At 55.0% G+C, this 18,127-nt stretch carries 12 protein-coding genes; 6 read left to right on the top strand and 6 right to left on the bottom strand.

What is annotated here, in order from left to right; all coding sequences use genetic code 11:
• Window positions 1-474 precede the first annotated feature (474 nt).
• The 4 genes from MK110_04755 to MK110_04740 all read left to right on the top strand — a co-directional run bounded on the left by MK110_04755 (window position 475) and on the right by MK110_04740 (window position 6,302).
• Window positions 475-2,124, top strand: a complete 1,650-nt coding sequence (locus MK110_04755; protein ID MCH2210587.1) for an L-fucose/L-arabinose isomerase family protein — start codon at window positions 475-477, stop codon at window positions 2,122-2,124.
• Between the two features lie 33 nt (window positions 2,125-2,157).
• Entirely contained in the window at window positions 2,158-3,702 is a 1,545-nt protein-coding gene (locus tag MK110_04750; GenBank protein ID MCH2210586.1) for a hypothetical protein, read from the top strand.
• A 227-nt stretch (window positions 3,703-3,929) separates the two neighbouring features.
• Window positions 3,930-5,168 carry a PQQ-binding-like beta-propeller repeat protein gene (locus tag MK110_04745; GenBank protein ID MCH2210585.1) on the top strand — a complete coding sequence of 413 codons (1,239 nt, stop codon included), beginning with the start codon at window positions 3,930-3,932 and terminating at the stop codon, window positions 5,166-5,168.
• Between the two features lie 384 nt (window positions 5,169-5,552).
• Window positions 5,553-6,302: an aldolase/citrate lyase family protein gene (locus tag MK110_04740; protein MCH2210584.1), complete on the top strand. Its 750-nt coding sequence runs from the start codon at window positions 5,553-5,555 to the stop codon at window positions 6,300-6,302.
• A gap of 12 nt (window positions 6,303-6,314) precedes the next feature.
• Here the strand turns inward: MK110_04740 and MK110_04735 are convergent, their stop codons facing one another.
• The 5 genes from MK110_04735 to MK110_04715 form a co-directional block, all read right to left on the bottom strand.
• A complete protein-coding gene (locus tag MK110_04735; GenBank protein ID MCH2210583.1) occupies window positions 6,315-7,946 on the bottom strand; it encodes a hypothetical protein in 1,632 nt (543 codons plus the stop codon).
• A 500-nt stretch (window positions 7,947-8,446) separates the two neighbouring features.
• Window positions 8,447-9,214 (bottom strand): NIPSNAP family protein, encoded by a 768-nt coding sequence (locus tag MK110_04730; protein MCH2210582.1) that lies wholly within the window; start codon window positions 9,212-9,214, stop codon window positions 8,447-8,449.
• A 184-nt stretch (window positions 9,215-9,398) separates the two neighbouring features.
• On the bottom strand, window positions 9,399-11,219 hold the full coding sequence (locus tag MK110_04725; protein MCH2210581.1) for a hypothetical protein: 1,821 nt from the start codon (window positions 11,217-11,219) through the stop codon (window positions 9,399-9,401).
• 105 nt (window positions 11,220-11,324) lie between these two features.
• Complete coding sequence (locus MK110_04720) at window positions 11,325-12,512, bottom strand: sodium ion-translocating decarboxylase subunit beta (protein ID MCH2210580.1); 1,188 nt, start codon at window positions 12,510-12,512, stop codon at window positions 11,325-11,327.
• Between the two features lie 63 nt (window positions 12,513-12,575).
• On the bottom strand, window positions 12,576-12,875 hold the full coding sequence (locus MK110_04715) for an OadG family protein (protein MCH2210579.1): 300 nt from the start codon (window positions 12,873-12,875) through the stop codon (window positions 12,576-12,578).
• Between the two features lie 648 nt (window positions 12,876-13,523).
• Between MK110_04715 and MK110_04710 the strand changes: the two genes are divergently transcribed.
• Window positions 13,524-14,786, top strand: a complete 1,263-nt coding sequence (locus tag MK110_04710; protein ID MCH2210578.1) for a PQQ-like beta-propeller repeat protein — start codon at window positions 13,524-13,526, stop codon at window positions 14,784-14,786.
• A gap of 142 nt (window positions 14,787-14,928) precedes the next feature.
• Here MK110_04710 and MK110_04705 read toward each other — a convergent pair whose 3' ends face one another.
• On the bottom strand, window positions 14,929-15,129 hold the full coding sequence (locus MK110_04705) for a hypothetical protein (protein MCH2210577.1): 201 nt from the start codon (window positions 15,127-15,129) through the stop codon (window positions 14,929-14,931).
• A gap of 988 nt (window positions 15,130-16,117) precedes the next feature.
• Between MK110_04705 and MK110_04700 the strand changes: the two genes are divergently transcribed.
• On the top strand, window positions 16,118-18,127 hold a 2,010-nt coding region (locus MK110_04700), incomplete at its 3' end, for an Ig-like domain-containing protein (protein MCH2210576.1).

Raw genomic sequence — 18,127 nt, 5'->3', positions numbered from 1 at the left:
TGATGCTTCGCAGGGCCGTCTGCGCTGATCTGCGGGGTGCAGTTCCGGCTGGCATGTTGTTCTTAACTTTGCGGAAACGAGAATATCTGCGGCACATGCAAAAATGTGGTTTCGGTCACCGCTGGTCTTTTGGAATGACCGGCATCCGACGATTGAACGGTCAGCAGCAGAGCGATAGAGTCCGGTGCTGCAGTTGCCGCCATCTGAGTCTGACGGCGCGATTGCTGAGGCTGGAACGGGCTGATGATGTGATCAGGTCAGGTGGCGTGGCCGAATAGACGATCGGTACACTCGCCAGCCGTCAGGGCGAGTGGGAAACTCGATCGCCCTGGATCTTTGTCATGAGTTCCAACCAGGATAACGGAGGCGGTCACCGGACCGACTCACTTCGCAGCACACAGAAGCAACATCGTCGTCACTTCTTTCAGATTGCCCTTAGGGCTCTCACTACAATCACAACTCAGGACCGATCAGATGTCGAGTCAGACAACCATCGAAACACCAAAACCGGCGGCAGGTCAGGTGCAGCTCATTGCCAGTGGCGATCTGAGACTTTCCGCCAATCAGGTGTGCTGGCAGGTGCAGTCAGAAATGGAATCACAGCTGACTCGAGCCATTGAAAAACTTGGTTTCCGGACCGTCCGCGCCCATGAGTTCGACGAGTCGCAGCAGCACGGATTTATTGCTTCGCAACGACAGGGACTGGAGGTCTTTCGTACGATTGATCCGGAAGCACCGCTGATCGTGGCCGAAGCGGTCTGGCAGTATTCTCACCATGTGCTGGCCGGCCTGACGACACATCGAGGTCCCATTCTGACCGTTGCAAACTGGTCGGGGACATGGCCGGGACTCGTGGGAATGCTGAATCTCAATGGCTCGCTCACGAAAGCCGGCGTGAGTTATTCAACATTGTGGAGCAGTGATTTCGAAGATGAGTATTTTTTAAGCCGGCTGGAGACATGGCTGAAGACCGGTAAGTGTGATCACGAACAGAATCATGTGGTGCCGTTTGATACAGACAAACTGAACGACAGTGAAACCACGATCGCGTCTGAGTTGGCCGGTGAGTTGAAATGCGGCAAGGCCATTATGGGCGTGTTCGACGAAGGGTGTATGGGGATGTTCAATGCCATCCTGCCTGATCATCTGCTGAATCTAACGGGTGTGTTCAAGGAACGACTGAGTCAGTCGGCGCTGTATCACGAGTCGACTCAGGTGTCGGATGCGGAAGCGGAAGCTGTTTACAACTGGTTCATCGAACAGGGCATGACGTTCGAAATGGGAGACGATCACGACACGGAACTGACACGGGCTCAGATTTTGCGGCAATGCCGAATGTATATTGCGGCCGTCCGCATTGCAGACGATTTTGGGTGTGATCTGATCGGTATTCAGTATCAGCAGGGACTCAAGGATCTGATGCCGGCCAGTGATCTGGCAGAAGGAACATTGAATAATACCATTCGTCCGGAGGTGAAGTCCCGCTGTGGATCCAGAGTGCTTTACGAGGGTCAGCCGGTCATTCACTTTAATGAAGTGGACGAAGGCGCGGGACTGGACGCATTGATCACCAATCGAGTGCATGCGGCTCTGGGGCAGCCCGTGGAAACAACGCTGCACGATATTCGCTGGGGCGGCCCCGATTTGTCCGGAACGGTGTCGGACTATGTCTGGGTGTTTTTGATCAGCGGAGCCGCTCCCCCTGAGCACTTTGTTGACGGCTGGGCCGGAGCCAAAGGCTATCGACAGCCCGCCATGTATTTTCCGAACGGCGGCAGCAGTCTGTGCGGTGTTTCGAAGCCCGGTGAAATTGTCTGGTCACGGATCTTTGTGGAGGATGGTCGGCTAAAAATGGATATTGGTCGCGGGCACGTGGTCGAACTTCCGGATGAGGAGACTCAGCGGCGCTGGCAGGCCACAACGTATCAGTGGCCAATTATGCATGCCGTGCTGCACGATGTTGATCAGAACCAGCTGATGGCAAAGCACAAGAGTAATCACATTCAGGTGGCCTATGCCAAATCTGCAGCCGATGCCGATGCTGTTGTCAGAGTGAAGAGCGGAATGGCGGCAGAACTTGGTCTGGATGTTCAGATCTGCGGCGCGAAATCAGTGCTGTCCTGACATCAGTTCTTTTGACGTGAGAAAGCCGGAAACATGACCCAGGGATTTCTTGGTATTGATGTTGGAACACAGGGACTGTCCGTCATCTTCGCAGATCGACAGCTTGCGGTCCTCGCGGTGGGTGAAGCCGACTATCAAATGGTTTCCGGACTGCCGGATGGCTGTTATGAACAGACTCCCGACGACTGGGTCGATGCTCTGCAGCAGGCAATGCAGCGGCTCCGACAGGCTCTGCCGGAGCAACATCAGCAGATTGATGTTCTGTGCATCGGGATCTCAGGACAGATGCATGGAGAAGTTCTGGTTGACGGCGATTCGTCTCCTTTGGGGCCGGCGCGACTTTGGTGTGATGGCCGCAATGACGCTGAGGGGCATGAGCTCACCGAACGGTTTGGCGTCAAAATGCCAAGACGAATGACGACGACCCGCTGGTTATGGACGATTCGAAATCAGCTGGATCGGGCCAAGTTGACGCAGCATATGACCACACCGGCAGGCTGGATTGCCCATCGATTAACAGGAGACTGGATTCTGGGCGTCGGCGAAGCGTCCGGTATGTTTCCCATCGATCAGTCGACGTTGACTTACGACGAGGGCCTGATCGCATCGTGGGAAGAACTCATTGATGATGCTGACGTTGCGGAACTGAAAGCACTGCTTCCGACTGTACGACTGGCGGGGGAATCCGGAGGTGAACTGAACGCAGCCGGTGCGCAACTGCTCGGGATTCCGGAAGGAATCCCGGTTGCTCCGGCAGAAGGAGATCAGCCCGCATCAATGGCCGGTTCGCTGATTGGCGAAGCCGGCATGGTGTCGGTGAGTTTCGGGACGTCGCTTTGTGCAAACTCCGTCGGTGATCGGGCGTTTCAGGGCGTTAATCCCGGGGTGGATCATTTCTGCGCCGCGGATGGCAAGCCGATCAATATGGTGTGGCTGCAGAACGGAACGACATTCATGAACTGTGCCGTGGAGATGTACTGTTCGGATACAGACGGTCAGTCTGGTTTTGCGAACGTGATGCAGCAGCTGTTACAGGCCGATCCCGACTGTGGAGGAATCCTGGCACTTCCGTTTATTGATGACGAACCAGGCATCGGCATTCAGCAGGGCGGCACCGGGGCGATCATTGGACTCAACGCAGAGAACGCGAGTCCCGGCAACGTTGCTCGTGCGGCATTGCTGTCTGCCATGTTCAATCTGCGACTGGGCAGCGAAGAACTTGATCGGCAGGGGTACCCTCGTACAGAACTTGTACTGGCCGGCGGGCTGGCCAAAACTCCCGAAACGGCTCAGATTCTGGCTGATGTTTTTCGCACCTCCGTCACACTTCTGGAAAGTGCCGAAGAAGGAACGGCCTGGGGAGCAGCGGTACTGGCCGCTTTCCGACATCAGTCGCTGGAGGGAAACAGTACGGACTGGCCGTCGTATCTGGCAGGTCTGACATCTGATAGCAGACTCCGCTTCACACCGAATTCCGGCGTCGCAGATATCTATGACACTTTGTATTCACGTTACCGGAAACTACTGGAAGCACAGTCCGGGATCAGTGTGGCTACTGCAATCGCCGGTGCTGACTGACAGGTCGGGTGAGTCTGCAGCAGCTGGCCGGGAATCGGGGCGGCAATTCATGTCCAGCCGGACTCCACTGACGTTTAACCTGTTGAATGCTGGATTTCAGCCAGCCGGTGCGTTGTACGGCAGCCTCCCACAGAGGTCATTGCGTCATCGCCACAGAACGCGTATCGTGCCGAAGCCGAATACGGTGCTTCAGCGGTCGACTCATGTTGAACTGAGGAGAATAACGAATGCGAATCGGCCTTCTGACTGGGTTCCTCCTGTTGGCAGGAGAAGACATAGCGCTAGCTGATTGGCCGCAGTTTCGCGGCCCCGACGGTCAGGGACACGCCACAGAATCAAATGTGCCTCTGCGCTGGAGTGAGACTGAAAATGTTCAATGGAAAACTTTGGTCCCGGGAGAGGGGTATTCGTCTCCTGTGATCAAAGGCAATCAGATCTGGATGACAGCGGCCACAGAAGACGGCAAATCGCTGCACGCCGTGTGCGTTGATCTGGTCTCGGGCGAAGTCATTCACAACACGGAAGTATTGACTCCCGCCAGTGCCGGTTCCAAACACGGGCTCAACGGCTACGCCTCTCCGACTCCCGTTGTGGATGATCAGTATGTGTTCACTCACTTTGGCGGTCATGGAACAGTGTGTCTGGACCGTGACGGACAGATCGTCTGGAAGAACACGGAACTGCCGTTTTCCGCGGTTCAGGGATCGGCCAGTTCACCGGTTCTGCATGACGGCCTGCTGATTCTTACCTGTGACGGAAACGATACTCAGTTCCTGGCAGCCCTCGACAGGAACACGGGGGAAGTTCAGTGGAAGGAATACCGGACACATTACGAAGGTATGGGAAAGACAAAAGATTTTTTTAAGATGGCCTATTCAACGCCGCTGATCGGCAGAGTCAACGGAGTTGATCAGCTTGTCAGTACGGCGGCAGACCATGTTGCTGCCTATGACGTAAAGACCGGAAAAGAAATCTGGTGGATGCCGTACATTGGATGCTCCCAGGTTGCCCGGCCGTCTTTTGGGCATGGTTTGTTTTATGTGGTGGGGACACTCCAGCTGGACGAACACTGCATCTATGCGATTCGTCCTGGCCAGGGCAGGACCGGGTCCGATCGTGTGGTCTGGCAACGGTCGCAGGGCGTAGGGCATGTGCCGTCACCACTGCTTGTCGGTAGTGAACTGTACTTTGTGAACGATGACGGAATCGCGACGTGTGTGGATGCACTGACCGGTGAAGAGCACTGGCGGGAAAGACTGGGTGGTAATTTTCGGGCGTCACCGGTTGAAGTTCAGGGACGAATTTACTTCAGCAGCGAGCAGGGAAAGACCACCGTACTGGCCGCAGCCACGGACTATCAGGTTCTGGCGACAAATGAACTGGATGCGGAATTGCTGGCTTCGCCGGCTGTTTCGGGTAACGCAATCGTTCTGCGAAGCAGTACGCACCTGTACCGCATCGAATAAATGACCGCATTGAATAAATGCTGAACCCACCTGTGGTGATGCCGGCATTCGTCTGTCAGCTGGCAGCAGGTCGTTCCTGTGATACGTGTCGTGGCCGACGAACTGAGTTGGGGATGCGACCAAACACATGCGAATCGACAAGGTTTCGATATCCTGCCGGATGTTATTGCTCCCTTTTTGATTTTCCACAGCTCCGGATTCGGCAAACGATGTTCCTCGAACAACACGATCATTCGCGGGACAATCATGGTTAGGACTCCTGGCCTGCTTTGTGCAAAACAGGGGTGTCATTATTCCAGGTGATCGGTCGTTTCAGGTTATTCCCGGCTGTTATCAGTAACACTGCTGCCGTTTTTATCCTTAAAGTTTTTCGAGGTGTGTCCTGTGACTCTTCGACCGAATCGAGTTAAGAAGAAGCTGGCCCGCGGTGACACGGTTTGCTGTGTGTCCGGACTGACCGATCCCGAGGATATCGACCGCTTCGGCCCGGCCGGTTTCGACGCGGTGTGGCTGGAAGGCGAACACGGACCGGTGGATTTTGGCGCTATCGGTGATTTGACCCGGGCCTGCGATCTGTGGGGAATGACGTCGGTCATGCGGGTCAACCGGAACGAACAGGCAATCATCTACCGGGCTATGGACCGCGGTGTCCAGGGAATTGTAGTGCCGCACGTGAATACCAGGGCCGAGGCTCAAAACGTTGTCGATGGAGGAAAGTTTTCACCTGTCGGAAAGCGTGGCCTGTTCACCAGCCGCCAGGGATTCGGTGTCGAGAACTATTTCGACACTGCAAATGATCACACAGTGTTGATCGTACTGATCGAGGACATCGTGGCAGTTAACAATCTCGATGAGATTCTTACCGTCGATCACATCGACGTGTTTTTCGTGGCCCCTTCCGACCTGGCCTCCTCGATGGGCCTGATTGGACAGCTCGATCACCCTGATGTTGTATCGGCCTGGGATGGAGCGTTGCAGAAGATCAGCCGGAGCGGCCGAGTGGCAGGCACACTGACCAACAACGGTAACGTCACGCGTTTTGTGAATCTGGGTGTTCGGTTTCTGATGGTCAGTGCCGGCAGCTGGATCGACGCCGGGGCCGCTGCCTACAGGAAGGCAGCCGAAATCCACTGATGTCTGTCCGGTTCATCCCCGGCCTGTGCCATACCTGACAGCCGCTTCCACCAGTGCGAGCTTCAGAGGCACCGCCAGATTTTCGGGGTGTTTGAGCAGACGAACTTCCAGCAGGTTGGTTCCTTGTACAAGGGGAGCAGAATCGAAGACGACGGTGCCGTTCAGAAAACGTCCTCCGTCCTTACGCTGCCCCTTGTTCCAGAATGAAATGAGGTCGACCTGATTGCGCTGTCCATCCTTCAGCCTTTGGCCGTTCAGATGAACTTCAATCTCGTCGCCCGACGTGAGGTTGTCAAAGTAAAGTCCCAGTTCTGTGCCGACAAGCGTTCCGTTTTCCCGGGCTGACTGCAGATCGTCGGCAACATGCAGATGCAGCGCCGGGCCTTTGTCGGTCGATGTCTGCAGCAGAGTCACGGGGAGCTGAACGGCCGGAATGGCGGTTGAAAATGCTGCACCGTGTCCGTTCCAGGGGGGATTAAAACGCCTCGTATCCATCTGGAAGCGTTTATCAAGAGTTGCCAGTTGATCGGGATGACCGATTTCGTTGAGCAGATTCTTCTTCCAGGCAGTCGGCTGGGCAAAATAGTTGAAGAGCTGCAGGCCGTCTGCTCCCGCGTTCCAGAAACGCGAGGCGATCCCTCGTTCGATTTCCACATCAGACGTAGGAGCATTTCTGAATCGAAGAAACTCCATCCCTCCGTAGATCTGACAGTTGGTTCCCCGGGCAGTGGCCACAAAGTCCTCAAAAGGCATGTCAAACGGAATAAACCCACCCCCGGCGATGAGGATGTCGACCAGTCCTTCTTTGATCCATGTTCGAACGTCCAGCCCCACATGCATTGCATCGGCAAAGGTCGGCGGAACACGTGCCACCAGTTCGATGCTCCTTCCTGTTACTCGACGAACCTCGTCGCGTTTGCTTTTGATTTCACGCAGCATGTTGGTCATGTGGTAGCTGTTCTCGACAGCCTCATGAAGCTTGAAGAAAGAAGGATGGCGCATGAAATCCATTTCCACACCATCCGTTTCGAAGCTCGTGAAGAGTTCGGTGATGGTTGCCGCCATACGTTGCCGGACTTCCGGCACGGCATAGTTAAGTCCCATGCGGATGCCGTATTCCCTGCTTCCCTTTGAGTACCCGCCGGGGGCTCCGATCAGAAATTCCGGGTGTTTCCGGCGGAACTCGCTGTGGTGAGGCGAATCGGGATCTGTGACGTAATGACTGTTCATCCGCACGGATGCGAAGATGTCCATGCTTTCCTGTCGACAGACATCCACCATTGTTGCCAGAGCACACCTGCCGGACGCGATGAGTCGCCGGGTGTTTTTGTAAACACGCCAGTCTCCTTCGTTTTCAAAGGTGGCTCGTCCGCGACCGAAGACCTCTCCGACTTTTGTATCGTAGTTGTAGACTTCACGATCTCCGACACACCACGAGATTGCGTCAACCGGGGTTCCGGCGTAGGACCGCACAGATTCGCGAAAATGGTCGGCGGTTATTGGTGGTTCTACCGACAGAATGCCGCCGTCGTGATTGGAGATCAGTCGGCGTTTCCTGGCAGCCGCCGGGGCCGATGCTGCTCCTGTCAGCGGGACACTCAAAAGGCCGGTAACGCATCCGATGATAAACTGTCGTCGTTTCATAAAAGAGTCCGCCTTTGTTTCAACAGATCGGTACGCAATCAAACGGGACCCAGGTCCGACTTGATGGACAGAGCCGTCCTGAGGTGGCCATGTTTTGAACCCGTTATCTTTTCTTTGGTAGTATCGCCATGAGGTGTCCTCAGTTTTTCTGAAACAGGCGGAGTTTACTTCCGGTTTTCAGCGACGCTGCGGCGCATCTGCTGTTCTGCCGGTGTTGTCCCGCGGTTGAACAGAGGCACCAGGGATCATGATTAACACAGGCAGTTTACTGCCATCCATCGATGCCGACCGGATGAGTGTCTGGTCAGTACAGAGTCCACAGGTTCCGGATAAACGTCGTCCGGCTCCCGGAGGCTGTCGTTCGGGGACCGGAAGTCGAAATTCTGACGCTGCTTTCCTGCCGTTCCTCTGTGCATCCGGACGTCAGGTCAGAAGAGGGGTGAGACGACTGCAGCTGGTGACTGCCTGTCGGATTCGTTTTGAGCAGGAACATTCGGCCATCACTTGATTGCCGAATAGTCCGTAGGCTTTGCGTAGGTGGATTCGGGACTTTCCCGCACAATGCGGCCGTCCAGCCGTGACTCTTTTTTAACCTTTTGCCATTCCGGATCGTTGCCGAATGCATCCCATGATGCTTTCGCTGCATCACGACTGTTGTGTCGAAGGATATAAATCAGGGTGTCCTTTGAATCCGGTTCGTCAACCGGATGCCAGTAGGCCACTGACTTCATCCCGTGTTTGCTGAACAATTCGATGGTGTGGTTGCGGAATCTCGCGTCCAGGTTGCGGAGTTTGTTTTTGTGGGTGCGATACACCCGCAGTTCAAACACCGCATGGTCGTCTGCTTTTCCGGTCAGGAAGTCCGGCGAGTAGTCTGCGGAATTCATGAACACGGAGTCAGGGGATTTGGACAGAATCGCTCCGTCCACCTGTGACTCTTTGGCGACTTTCTTCCATTCCGGATCGCTGCCGAATGCTTTCCATGATGCGGCCGCCGCCTCACGGCTTTCATGTTTCAGAACATAGATCAGGGTGTTTTGTGACAGTGGTTCATCGGTCGGGACCCAGTATCCCACAGACTCCATACCATGTCGGTTGAACAAACGGATGGTGTGGTCACGGAATCGGGCATTGAGGTTATCCAGTTTCCCCTCGTTGGTTGTGTACGTCCGCAACTCATAGATTTCAGCAGAAACAGTTGTTGGCATCAGAAACACGGCCATTGTTAAAAGAAGGACGGAATAGGTGGTGAATGGTCGGATGAACATTGATGTTTCCAGTATGCTGAACGTTTTATTGGAGTGTGTCTGAAGTAAGTTGCGTAGGGCTATCATAGCTGCCACCAGGCCTGCAGCAACGGTCCCTCGGAGGGAAGTCCCGGATGGAAACTGCTGAAAGGACGGATTTCTGGCTGAAGCGCAGGCCGGCGTTGTGATCACCTGTGGTCTCAACTCAGGTATTGATTGCCGCAAGGACCTGTCCCGTGGTGACCTGTTCGCCGACTGCTACATTCACAGCCGCGATTGTCCCCGTGACGGTTGCCGGAATTTCCATTTCCATCTTCATGGCCTCCAGAATCAGCACCGGCTGTCCTTCTGTGACACGATCTCCGCTACTGACCAGAATCTTGAAGACCACGCCCGGCATCTGTGAAGTCACAGATGTGACCTGAGTGGCGGCACTGCCCTCTTCCGGTGCCGACGTTTCGGATTCCACATTTTTGATATCAACACGGAACGCCTTACCGTTAACGGTCGCCATGTTGCCTTCGAAGGCCATGAAATATTCTTTTCCATCAACAGTGACGGTGTATTCCGCCGGTTTGCGGGCAGCAGTCGGAGCGGGAGTTGCTGCGGCCGCCTGAGCCGCCGGATCAATCTTGCGCACACCGACCTCCGCTTCCCCTTTCAGAAAACGAATTCCTTTTTCTTTGCAGGCGGCGGCAATGAAGATGTTTTCATCCGTGATTTCCAGGCCTTCTTGGGTGAGGACCCTGGTGGCAGCCTCGATCCCTTTGGATGGATCTGCGTCGTTCCTTTCCAGAGGGGGCTGGGTTGTGGGCTGTTTGCCGAGCTGTTTGGCCGCCAGTTCGACGATTTCAGGATCCGGGGCGACGGGTGTCTTTCCGAAATAGCCGAGCACCATCTGGCCGTAGGGTTCGGCGATCTTTTTCCAGGGCCCAAACATCACGTTGTTGAAGGCCTGCTGGAAATAAAACTGTGAAACCGGTGTAACTGACGTGCCGTATCCGCCTTTACGAACCACATCACTCATTGCCCGGATGATTTCCGGGTATTTCTCCATGATGTTGTTGTCGCGGAGCATCTGCGTATTAGCAGTCAGAGCGCCGCCCGGCATCGGACTCCACGGAATCAACGGCTCCACGGCGGTTGATTCCGGCGGGAGAAAGTAGTCTTTCATGCAGTCCTTAAACACCTCTTCTGCTTCGCGAACTTTTTCGATGTCGATGTCCAGGTCGTATTCCGTGCCGCGCAGAGCGTGCCACATCACCAGGATATCCGGCTGACACGTTCCTCCGGAACAGGGGGCCATCGACAGATCGATGGCGTCAGCGCCGGCGTCCAATGCCGCTTTGTTGGCCAGAACACTCACACCGGCTGTTTCGTGGGTGTGGAAATGAATGAATGCGTCCGCCGGAAGCAGTTTTCGGGCGCGAGCAATAGTGTCATAGACTTTGGATGGAATTGCCGTGCCCGATGCATCTTTGAAACAGACGGCGTCGAACGGGATATCGGCATCCAGAATCTGCTTCAGCGTGGCTTCATAAAAATCGGCATCGTGGGCTCCGCTGCAGCCCGGAGGAAGTTCCATCAAAGTGACGCACACCTGGTGCTTCAGTCCGGCTTCGACAATACATTTGCCGCTGTGGATCAGATTATTGACGTCATTCAAAGCATCGAAATTACGAATGGTGCTGATTCCGTGCTTTTTGAACAGCTCCGCATGCAGTCGCACGATGTCACTGGACTGTGATTCCAGTCCGACCACGTTGACACCGCGTGCAAGTGTCTGCAGGTCAGCGTCAGGTCCCGCGGTTTCCCGGAAGGCGTCCATCATGGCGAACGCATCTTCATTGCAGTAGAAGTACAACGACTGGAAACGTGCACCACCGCCGGCTTCGAACCAGGAGATTCCTGCATCACGAGTTGCTTCCACGGCCGGCAGAAAATCCTGGGTGAATACTCTGGCTCCGTAGACGGACTGGAAGCCGTCGCGGAACGCGGTGCACATGAACTTGACCTTCTTAGCCACGGTGTTTTCTTTCGTCTGTGGTCAGTGACTGTTCTGTCATTACATTTGAGTTCGGACGGTGTGATGCACAACCGGAACCGAAGCGTTTTTTCAACGGTCATGCATCTAAGAAAGTACACCCCACAAAACGCCGGCGGCAACCGCTGAACCGATCACACCTGCGACATTGGGGGCCATGGCATGCATCAGTAAGAAATTATGAGGATCTTCCTGCTGCCCGACCATCTGAACCACTCGCGCTGAATCCGGCACAGCCGAAACTCCTGCGGCGCCAACCAGTGGATTGATTTTTTCTGTGAGGAACAGATTCATAAGTTTAGCAAACAGAACGCCGCCGGCAGTTGCGATTGAAAATGCCAGTGCTCCCAGACCAAAAATCTGCAGTGACTCTTTGGTGATAAATGTTTCTGCCTCAGTACTGGCACCCACACAGAATCCCAGCAAAACGGTAACGATATCAATCATTGCCGTGCGGGCTGTATTCGCCAGCCGTTCGGTAACCAGACTTTCTTTCATCAGGTTACCAAAGAACAGCATTCCCAGCAGGACGATTGCCCCCGGGGCAATCATGGTACAGATTAAAAAGGCGGCAATCGGAAAGATCATCTTCTCGCGGGTGGAAACTTTGCGAGGAGGCTTCATGCGAATCAGGCGTTCTTCGCGGGTGGTCAGCAGTTTCATGATCGGCGGCTGAATCACAGGCACCAGTGCCATATACGAATAGGCAGCAATCGCAATGGGCCCCAGCAGCTTGGGAGCCAGTTGAGACGAAAGAAAGATCGATGTGGGGCCATCAGCCCCTCCGATAATCCCAATGGCACCGGCTTCCTGAAGACTGAACCCCAGGGCAATAGCGCCCAGAAATGTTAAAAACACACCAATCTGGGCTGCAGCGCCCAGCAGCACGAGTCGCGGACTGGACAACATTGTTGAAAAATCGGTCATTGCCCCGATGCCAAGAAAGATCAGCGGCGGATAGATGCCCCAACTGACCCCAAAATACAGATAGCTCAGCACACTGCCGGGCAAATACTCAATTTCTGTTTCTCCCGTGTCGCTGTCGACCGCTACTTCATGCCACTGATGGTCGTCATACACACTCAGCGACATCCCTTCACCGACAGGAATGTTTCCCACAATCGCTCCCATACCGATGGGGACCAGCAGCAGGGGTTCGTAGTCCTTCTTGATGGCAAGGAAAATGAATACGATCCCGATCAGGATCATGATCACATTTCCCGCTGTTAAAGATGCGAATCCGGTTGTGGCCAGAAAATCGAACAGGTAATTCATTGCGGTTCTTTTCGTATCGCGGTACTCGCCGGTGTGTACAGTCCCTGGAGAAACAGAGGTCGGTTACCTGCCGGTCCTTTCATCTGTAGTGACCTGTCGCTGTATTTCGGTGTGCAGCACGAATCCAATCGCCGCAAGAATCCCTTCATCCGGCAACATACTCTCCGATGTATCGACCGGTGTGTGACGGGCACTGGCTTCCGGCAGAACCTGAGCAAGCAGTTTTAAAATTCCAGGTAGCGCTGAAATAAACACGGTGATCAAAATAATTGCCACAAAAACGATGCCCATGCCCGTCGCAGCGATCGGGAAACCATCATTGATGACGGTTTGCGCCAGACTAATCATGAATGCCGGAAGCATAATGTCAGGTTTCCCCTCTTCAGACAGCCGGAGCCTGTTCAGCCATGATATGTCAGATCATCGACGACGACAGCTGTCCATCAATGACGTTGCGACTGTTTTGTAATTGTCGCGGGCTGATTGCTGACGTCGTACCCTGAGCAGATCTCAGACGACAACACAGGATTACAGGTTTTTGTATAACGATTCATTAACAGGATTTCATCCCGGAAACACGACTGAACCTGAAAGCCTCAGGAACCATCCGGGCGATTCCCATTCTGGCAGCCTTACCAGCAAAAATGGGCACACCGATACAGTCACGCTGAGTGTTATCCGTCTGGAAATCGCAGGAACGGGGGCACCCGCATGAAGCTCTTCCAAAGCGACTGAATCGCTCGTGAATGTCCCGGCAACGGCTCTGAGGGCTTGGCTGTTATAAGGTTCCTGCAGGTTGTGATCCGTGAAAGTTTATTGGTTGTGTGTGTGTTTGAGCATCCTGTGGAGGTTCGGTGTCTCCGGAATCGCTGGCTTTCCGGGGAACTGGTGCTGGTTTCTGTGAATCTGGTCGAATCCATTCAGCACAACCGGTCGCAGGCTGCCGTAGACCGGCTTTGAGTTCGACCTTACGATATCGGCCCGACCCTGCAGTCTGCTTTGGAGAGAATGATGCGTCTGTCCCATGGACTTCTGTGTTTTATTTTGTGTTTTATTTTGTGTTTTGCCGGTTTGTTTTCGGTCCAGGCGGACGACTGGCCCCGGTTTCTGGGACCACAGTACAAAGGAGTTTCCGACGAAACGAATCTCGTCAGTTCGATTCCGGCCGCCGGGCCTGACGTGCTGTGGCGAGTGGATCTCGGGATCGGGTCGTCGGGTGTCGTTGTGAGTGAAGGAACGGTCTACACTCTGTTCCAGGATGATGCTCGGCAGTATGTGGTTGCTTTGGACGAATCCTCGGGGGACCTCAAGTGGAAGTCCGGGATTGCAGACGCTTATCTGAATCCGCAGGCAAACGGGCCCCGGAGTACTCCGACTGTTGCTGATGATGCTGTTTATGTGATGACAGGTGAAGGTATCCTCGTGTCACTGGAGTCTGATTCGGGAAAGATCAGATGGAGCGTGAATACGGTCTCTGATCCCGGGGTGGAACCTGCACAATTTGGAATGTCTTCGTCCCCGCTGGTGTACAACGACGTGGTTGTTGTTCAAACGGTTTCAGAAGACGGCAGCATCGCCGGTTTCAGTGCTGAGTCCGGAGTCAGGAAATGGGTGGCCGGAAGCCCGGAATGCGGTTACGCCTCGCCGGCACTGCTTTCTCTGTGTGGAGTTCGTCAGATTGTGGCCGTGACCGGCGCATCCGTTGCGGGGATCGTTCCGCAAAGCGGTGAGTTACTTTGGGAACACCCGTTCGTTACCGACTTCAATTGCAATACGGCGAATCCCGTTCTGGTTGACGAGTCCTCAGTCTTGATTTCTGCCGGAGAGAATCATGGTTCTGTTCTGCTTGATGTGACGGAATCCGATGACGGCTGGACGGCAGAAGAAAGGTGGTCTTCACTCGGAAAACGCAGCGTGTTGCGGGCTGAGTGGCAGACTCCGGTTCTGCTGGATGGACATCTGTTCGGTCTGGACAATGTCGGAGCTGCCGGGCCCATCACCAATCTTGTTTGTGTCAACGCTGCCACCGGCGAATCTGTGTGGTCGAAGAGGCGATTCGGCAAGTCAAATCTGACACTGGCTGACGGCAAACTGTTCATGGCGACGATCGACGGAGAACTGGTCATCGTCAACGCCACGATGGAAGGCTTTCGCGAGATGGCGCGTACCGAAGTGTTACGAATGACGCGGCAGGCACCGGTCATAGCCAATGGTCGTTTGTATCTTCGCGACGACAAAGAGGTGGTGTGCATCGACGTTCGCGTGAAGAGTTGATCCGGCTGCTAATGATCGGGCATCCTGACGCGGAACGACCAGTCAGATCGTCAACGGGTCGATGCGTCTCAATTCGGAGACGGTCATCATGTCATGACGACGGTACCTGCGAAGCTCCACGCAGTGGTGGATGAGAGAGATCTCACGGTGGCGGACTCATTGCACGACCACGCCACCCATTGGTATTCCGCAGTCCACGTTGATGGGTGTCTTCAACTGTTTTGAGACGCAGTTCGCGACGGATCTCGTTGGTCATGCGGATCAGACGTCGAGCAATTTCCGTGGGGCCATTGCTGGCAAAATGCAGATGGGTGATGGTCTGCGGTTCGGTCAGATCAGGCAAATCAGGGTCGCACCAGCACTTTGCCGTTTCGTTTTTGTAGTCGTTGAAGCGTTTCGGACTTCACAATCCGCCGGGCTGCGATTCCGCAATTAACGTAAACAGGGGCTCCCCACCAACAATAATCCTGTACTTCCGTACATTGTCCAGAGCCACACAGGCGTTTCGTAATTGTGATTTCTATTTGTAAAGTCCGCTTTTTTTGGCCTTAACTTCATGGCGATTTGGGTGGTTGTTTATTAAAGGGAAAGATCGGAAGTTTGCGAAGGGGAGGCATGGATGGGTCTTTAGCGTCCTTATTGGCGATTGAGACGCGTGAGTCGTGAGTGAGGCTTGCGGCATAACGGGGTTCAGGGTTGTTTGTGATTGAGTGACGATTTTCGAGTGCCATTCGGGACCAGATACAGACGGCATCAACGCGTGGGTACCTGAAAGACCGGAAGCAGATGTTCATCGTCATCCTAGTTATGGCTCACACGAGTCATCGAGGTGAAGCAGAATGTTCAGCGATTTTCGAGAGTCTTTGTTAGCCGTTTTGAACAGTTACGGTCGGCGATTTCGCGGAACCGGTCAGCCGGTGACGTTTGCCGGTACGGCACAGAACTCCAGGCGGAAAAAAATTCGGCATGGCTCTGTCGGTCAATCCGTGCGTAACTATTTCGCTCGTCTGCAGACGGAAATTCACAACCGACACTGGCGTTGTGCTGCGCGGGTCAAGGAACTGATGGCGCAGCCTGGACGTCGCCCGACCGGCAGCCTGACGAGTATTGAGGCCGTAGAACAGCGTCTGCTGCTCAGTGCGGTCACCGTTGATACCGCTCTGGATGTCGTTGATGCGGGGGACGGGCTGACCTCACTGCGGGAAGCACTCGCCCAGACAAACACGAATCCGCCAGGCGAAGTCGACACGATCACCTTTCACGCGTCGCTGACATCCGCTGGTCCGGCCACGATCACGCTGACCGACGGAGAACTGGCGATCACTGGTGACGTGACGATCACCGGTCCCGGTGCGGACCTGCTGACGATTGATGCCGACAATGAATCACGCATCTTCAACATCAATGACGGCGATAATTCCTCTCAAAGCGACGTCTCGATCTCCGGCCTCAAGCTCACCGGCGGCGATGTGAGTGACGAAGGAGGAGCAATTTTCACACGTGAAAACCTGTCGGTCACTAACAGCACGATCAGCGGGAACTCGGCTTACCGCGGCGGCGGGATCGACAACAACGGCACCTTATCGGTCAGCAACAGCACGATCAGCGGAAATACGGCGGCCGGCGGCTACTACAGCTCTGGCGGCGGGATCGACAACAACGGCACCTTATCGATCAGCAACAGCACGATCAGCGGAAATACGGCGGCCGGCTACTACGACAACGCTGGCGGCGGAGCAATTTTCACACGTAAAAACGTGTCGGTCACTAACAGCACGATCAGCGGAAATACGACCGACGGCAGCGGCGGCGGGATCTACAGTTCCAGCTCCGCTGAAGTAACCGTCAGCAACAGCACCATCAGTGGTAATACGGCCAGCCGCGGCGGCGGGATCGAGAACAACGGCAACATAACCGTCAGCAACAGCACGATCAGCGAAAACTCGGCCGTTAGGGACGGCGGCGGGATCGACAACAACGGCAACATAACCGTCAGCAACAGCACGGTCAGCGGAAACTCGGCCCGTTACGGCGGCGGGATCTACAGTTCCAGCTCCGCTGAAGTAACCGTCAGCAACAGCACCATCAGTGGAAACAATGCTGGTTTTGTCGGCGGCGGCCTCAAGCTCACCTACGGCAACATAACGATCAGCAACACCACGATCAGCGGAAACAAGGCCGATTTCCGCGCTGGTGGGATCTACAACACGTTCGGCACCTTAGTGATCAACAACAGCATTGTGGCCGGCAACACACGGAGTGGCGGTGCCTATGACTTCAGGGGCGATGGACCCACCACCACTGGTAGTTTTAACCTGTTCGGAACGGGGGGGATTTTTGGGCTTATTGACGGTACCGACGGCAACATCGTGGGCGTCAACTGGAAGACCGTGTTGGAAAATGACGGTACGAACCCCACACTTGCCGACAACGGCGGCCCCACGCAGACCATTGCCCTGCTGGCCGGCAGCCCGGCCATCAACGAGGGCAGCAATGATCTTGCCACAGACGATGGAACCGTATCCGGTACGCCGCTGGTGAATGACCAACGTGGCGCACCGTTCGCCCGAATTGTCGGTGACCGCGTCGATATCGGAGCCTTCGAAAGCGAAAATACAGCGCCTGAGGCGGATGACCTTTCTGTCAGTGGCGATGAAGACACCGACATCAGCGGTCAGCTGACCGCCAGCGATGCGGAATTAAATCCAGTCACCTTTGTTGGCGCGACGTCGCCCACAAACGGCTCGGTCGTCGTCAACAGCAACGGCACGTTCACCTACACTCCGAACGCCAACTTCAACGGGGCAGACAGTTTTACATTCACTGTTTCTGACGGCTCACTCGAGGATGTCGGCAACGTCAACATCACCGTGAATGCGGTCAATGATCGACCGCTGGCCAATGACGTTGCCATTTCCGCCATCGAAGACGGACCAGCGGTGGATGGCAACTTCTCCGTCACCGACGTGGACACCAGCGACACGCATACTTTCGCCATTACGACCACACCGACCGAAGGCACGGTCACCGACAACGGCAACGGCACGTTTACCTTCGATCCTGGAACAGCTTTTCAGGATTTGGGAGCGGGACAAACACGGAATGTCACCTTCGATTACACGGCCACCGATAGCAGCGGTGCGGCCAACGCCACCAGTGAACCGGGGACCGTTACGGTGACTGTTACGGGTACCAGTGATCTTCAACACCTGGTGGTCGACACGGACAGCGACGTGGTGGACGGTGACTATTCGTTGGGCAACCTGAGTCTGCGTGAAGCCGTGGAACTGACCAACACCAACCCCGGGTTCAGTCACACGATTACCTTTGGCAACGGATCA

Source organism: Fuerstiella sp., from assembly GCA_022447225.1.
Lineage (GTDB): Bacteria > Planctomycetota > Planctomycetia > Planctomycetales > Planctomycetaceae > S139-18.
Note: the sequence above shows the minus strand (reverse complement) of the source record. Positions and strands in the feature narration are given on the sequence as shown.

Coding starts and splice junctions, on each gene's coding strand:
- MK110_04755 (MCH2210587.1), top strand. CDS start 475: ATGTCGAGTCAGACAACCATCGAAACACCAAAACCGGCGGCAGGTCAG.
- MK110_04750 (MCH2210586.1), top strand. CDS start 2,158: ATGACCCAGGGATTTCTTGGTATTGATGTTGGAACACAGGGACTGTCC.
- MK110_04720 (MCH2210580.1), bottom strand. CDS start 12,512: ATGAATTACCTGTTCGATTTTCTGGCCACAACCGGATTCGCATCTTTA.
- MK110_04745 (MCH2210585.1), top strand. CDS start 3,930: ATGCGAATCGGCCTTCTGACTGGGTTCCTCCTGTTGGCAGGAGAAGAC.
- MK110_04735 (MCH2210583.1), bottom strand. CDS start 7,946: ATGAAACGACGACAGTTTATCATCGGATGCGTTACCGGCCTTTTGAGT.
- MK110_04710 (MCH2210578.1), top strand. CDS start 13,524: ATGCGTCTGTCCCATGGACTTCTGTGTTTTATTTTGTGTTTTATTTTG.
- MK110_04730 (MCH2210582.1), bottom strand. CDS start 9,214: ATGTTCATCCGACCATTCACCACCTATTCCGTCCTTCTTTTAACAATG.
- MK110_04715 (MCH2210579.1), bottom strand. CDS start 12,875: ATGCTTCCGGCATTCATGATTAGTCTGGCGCAAACCGTCATCAATGAT.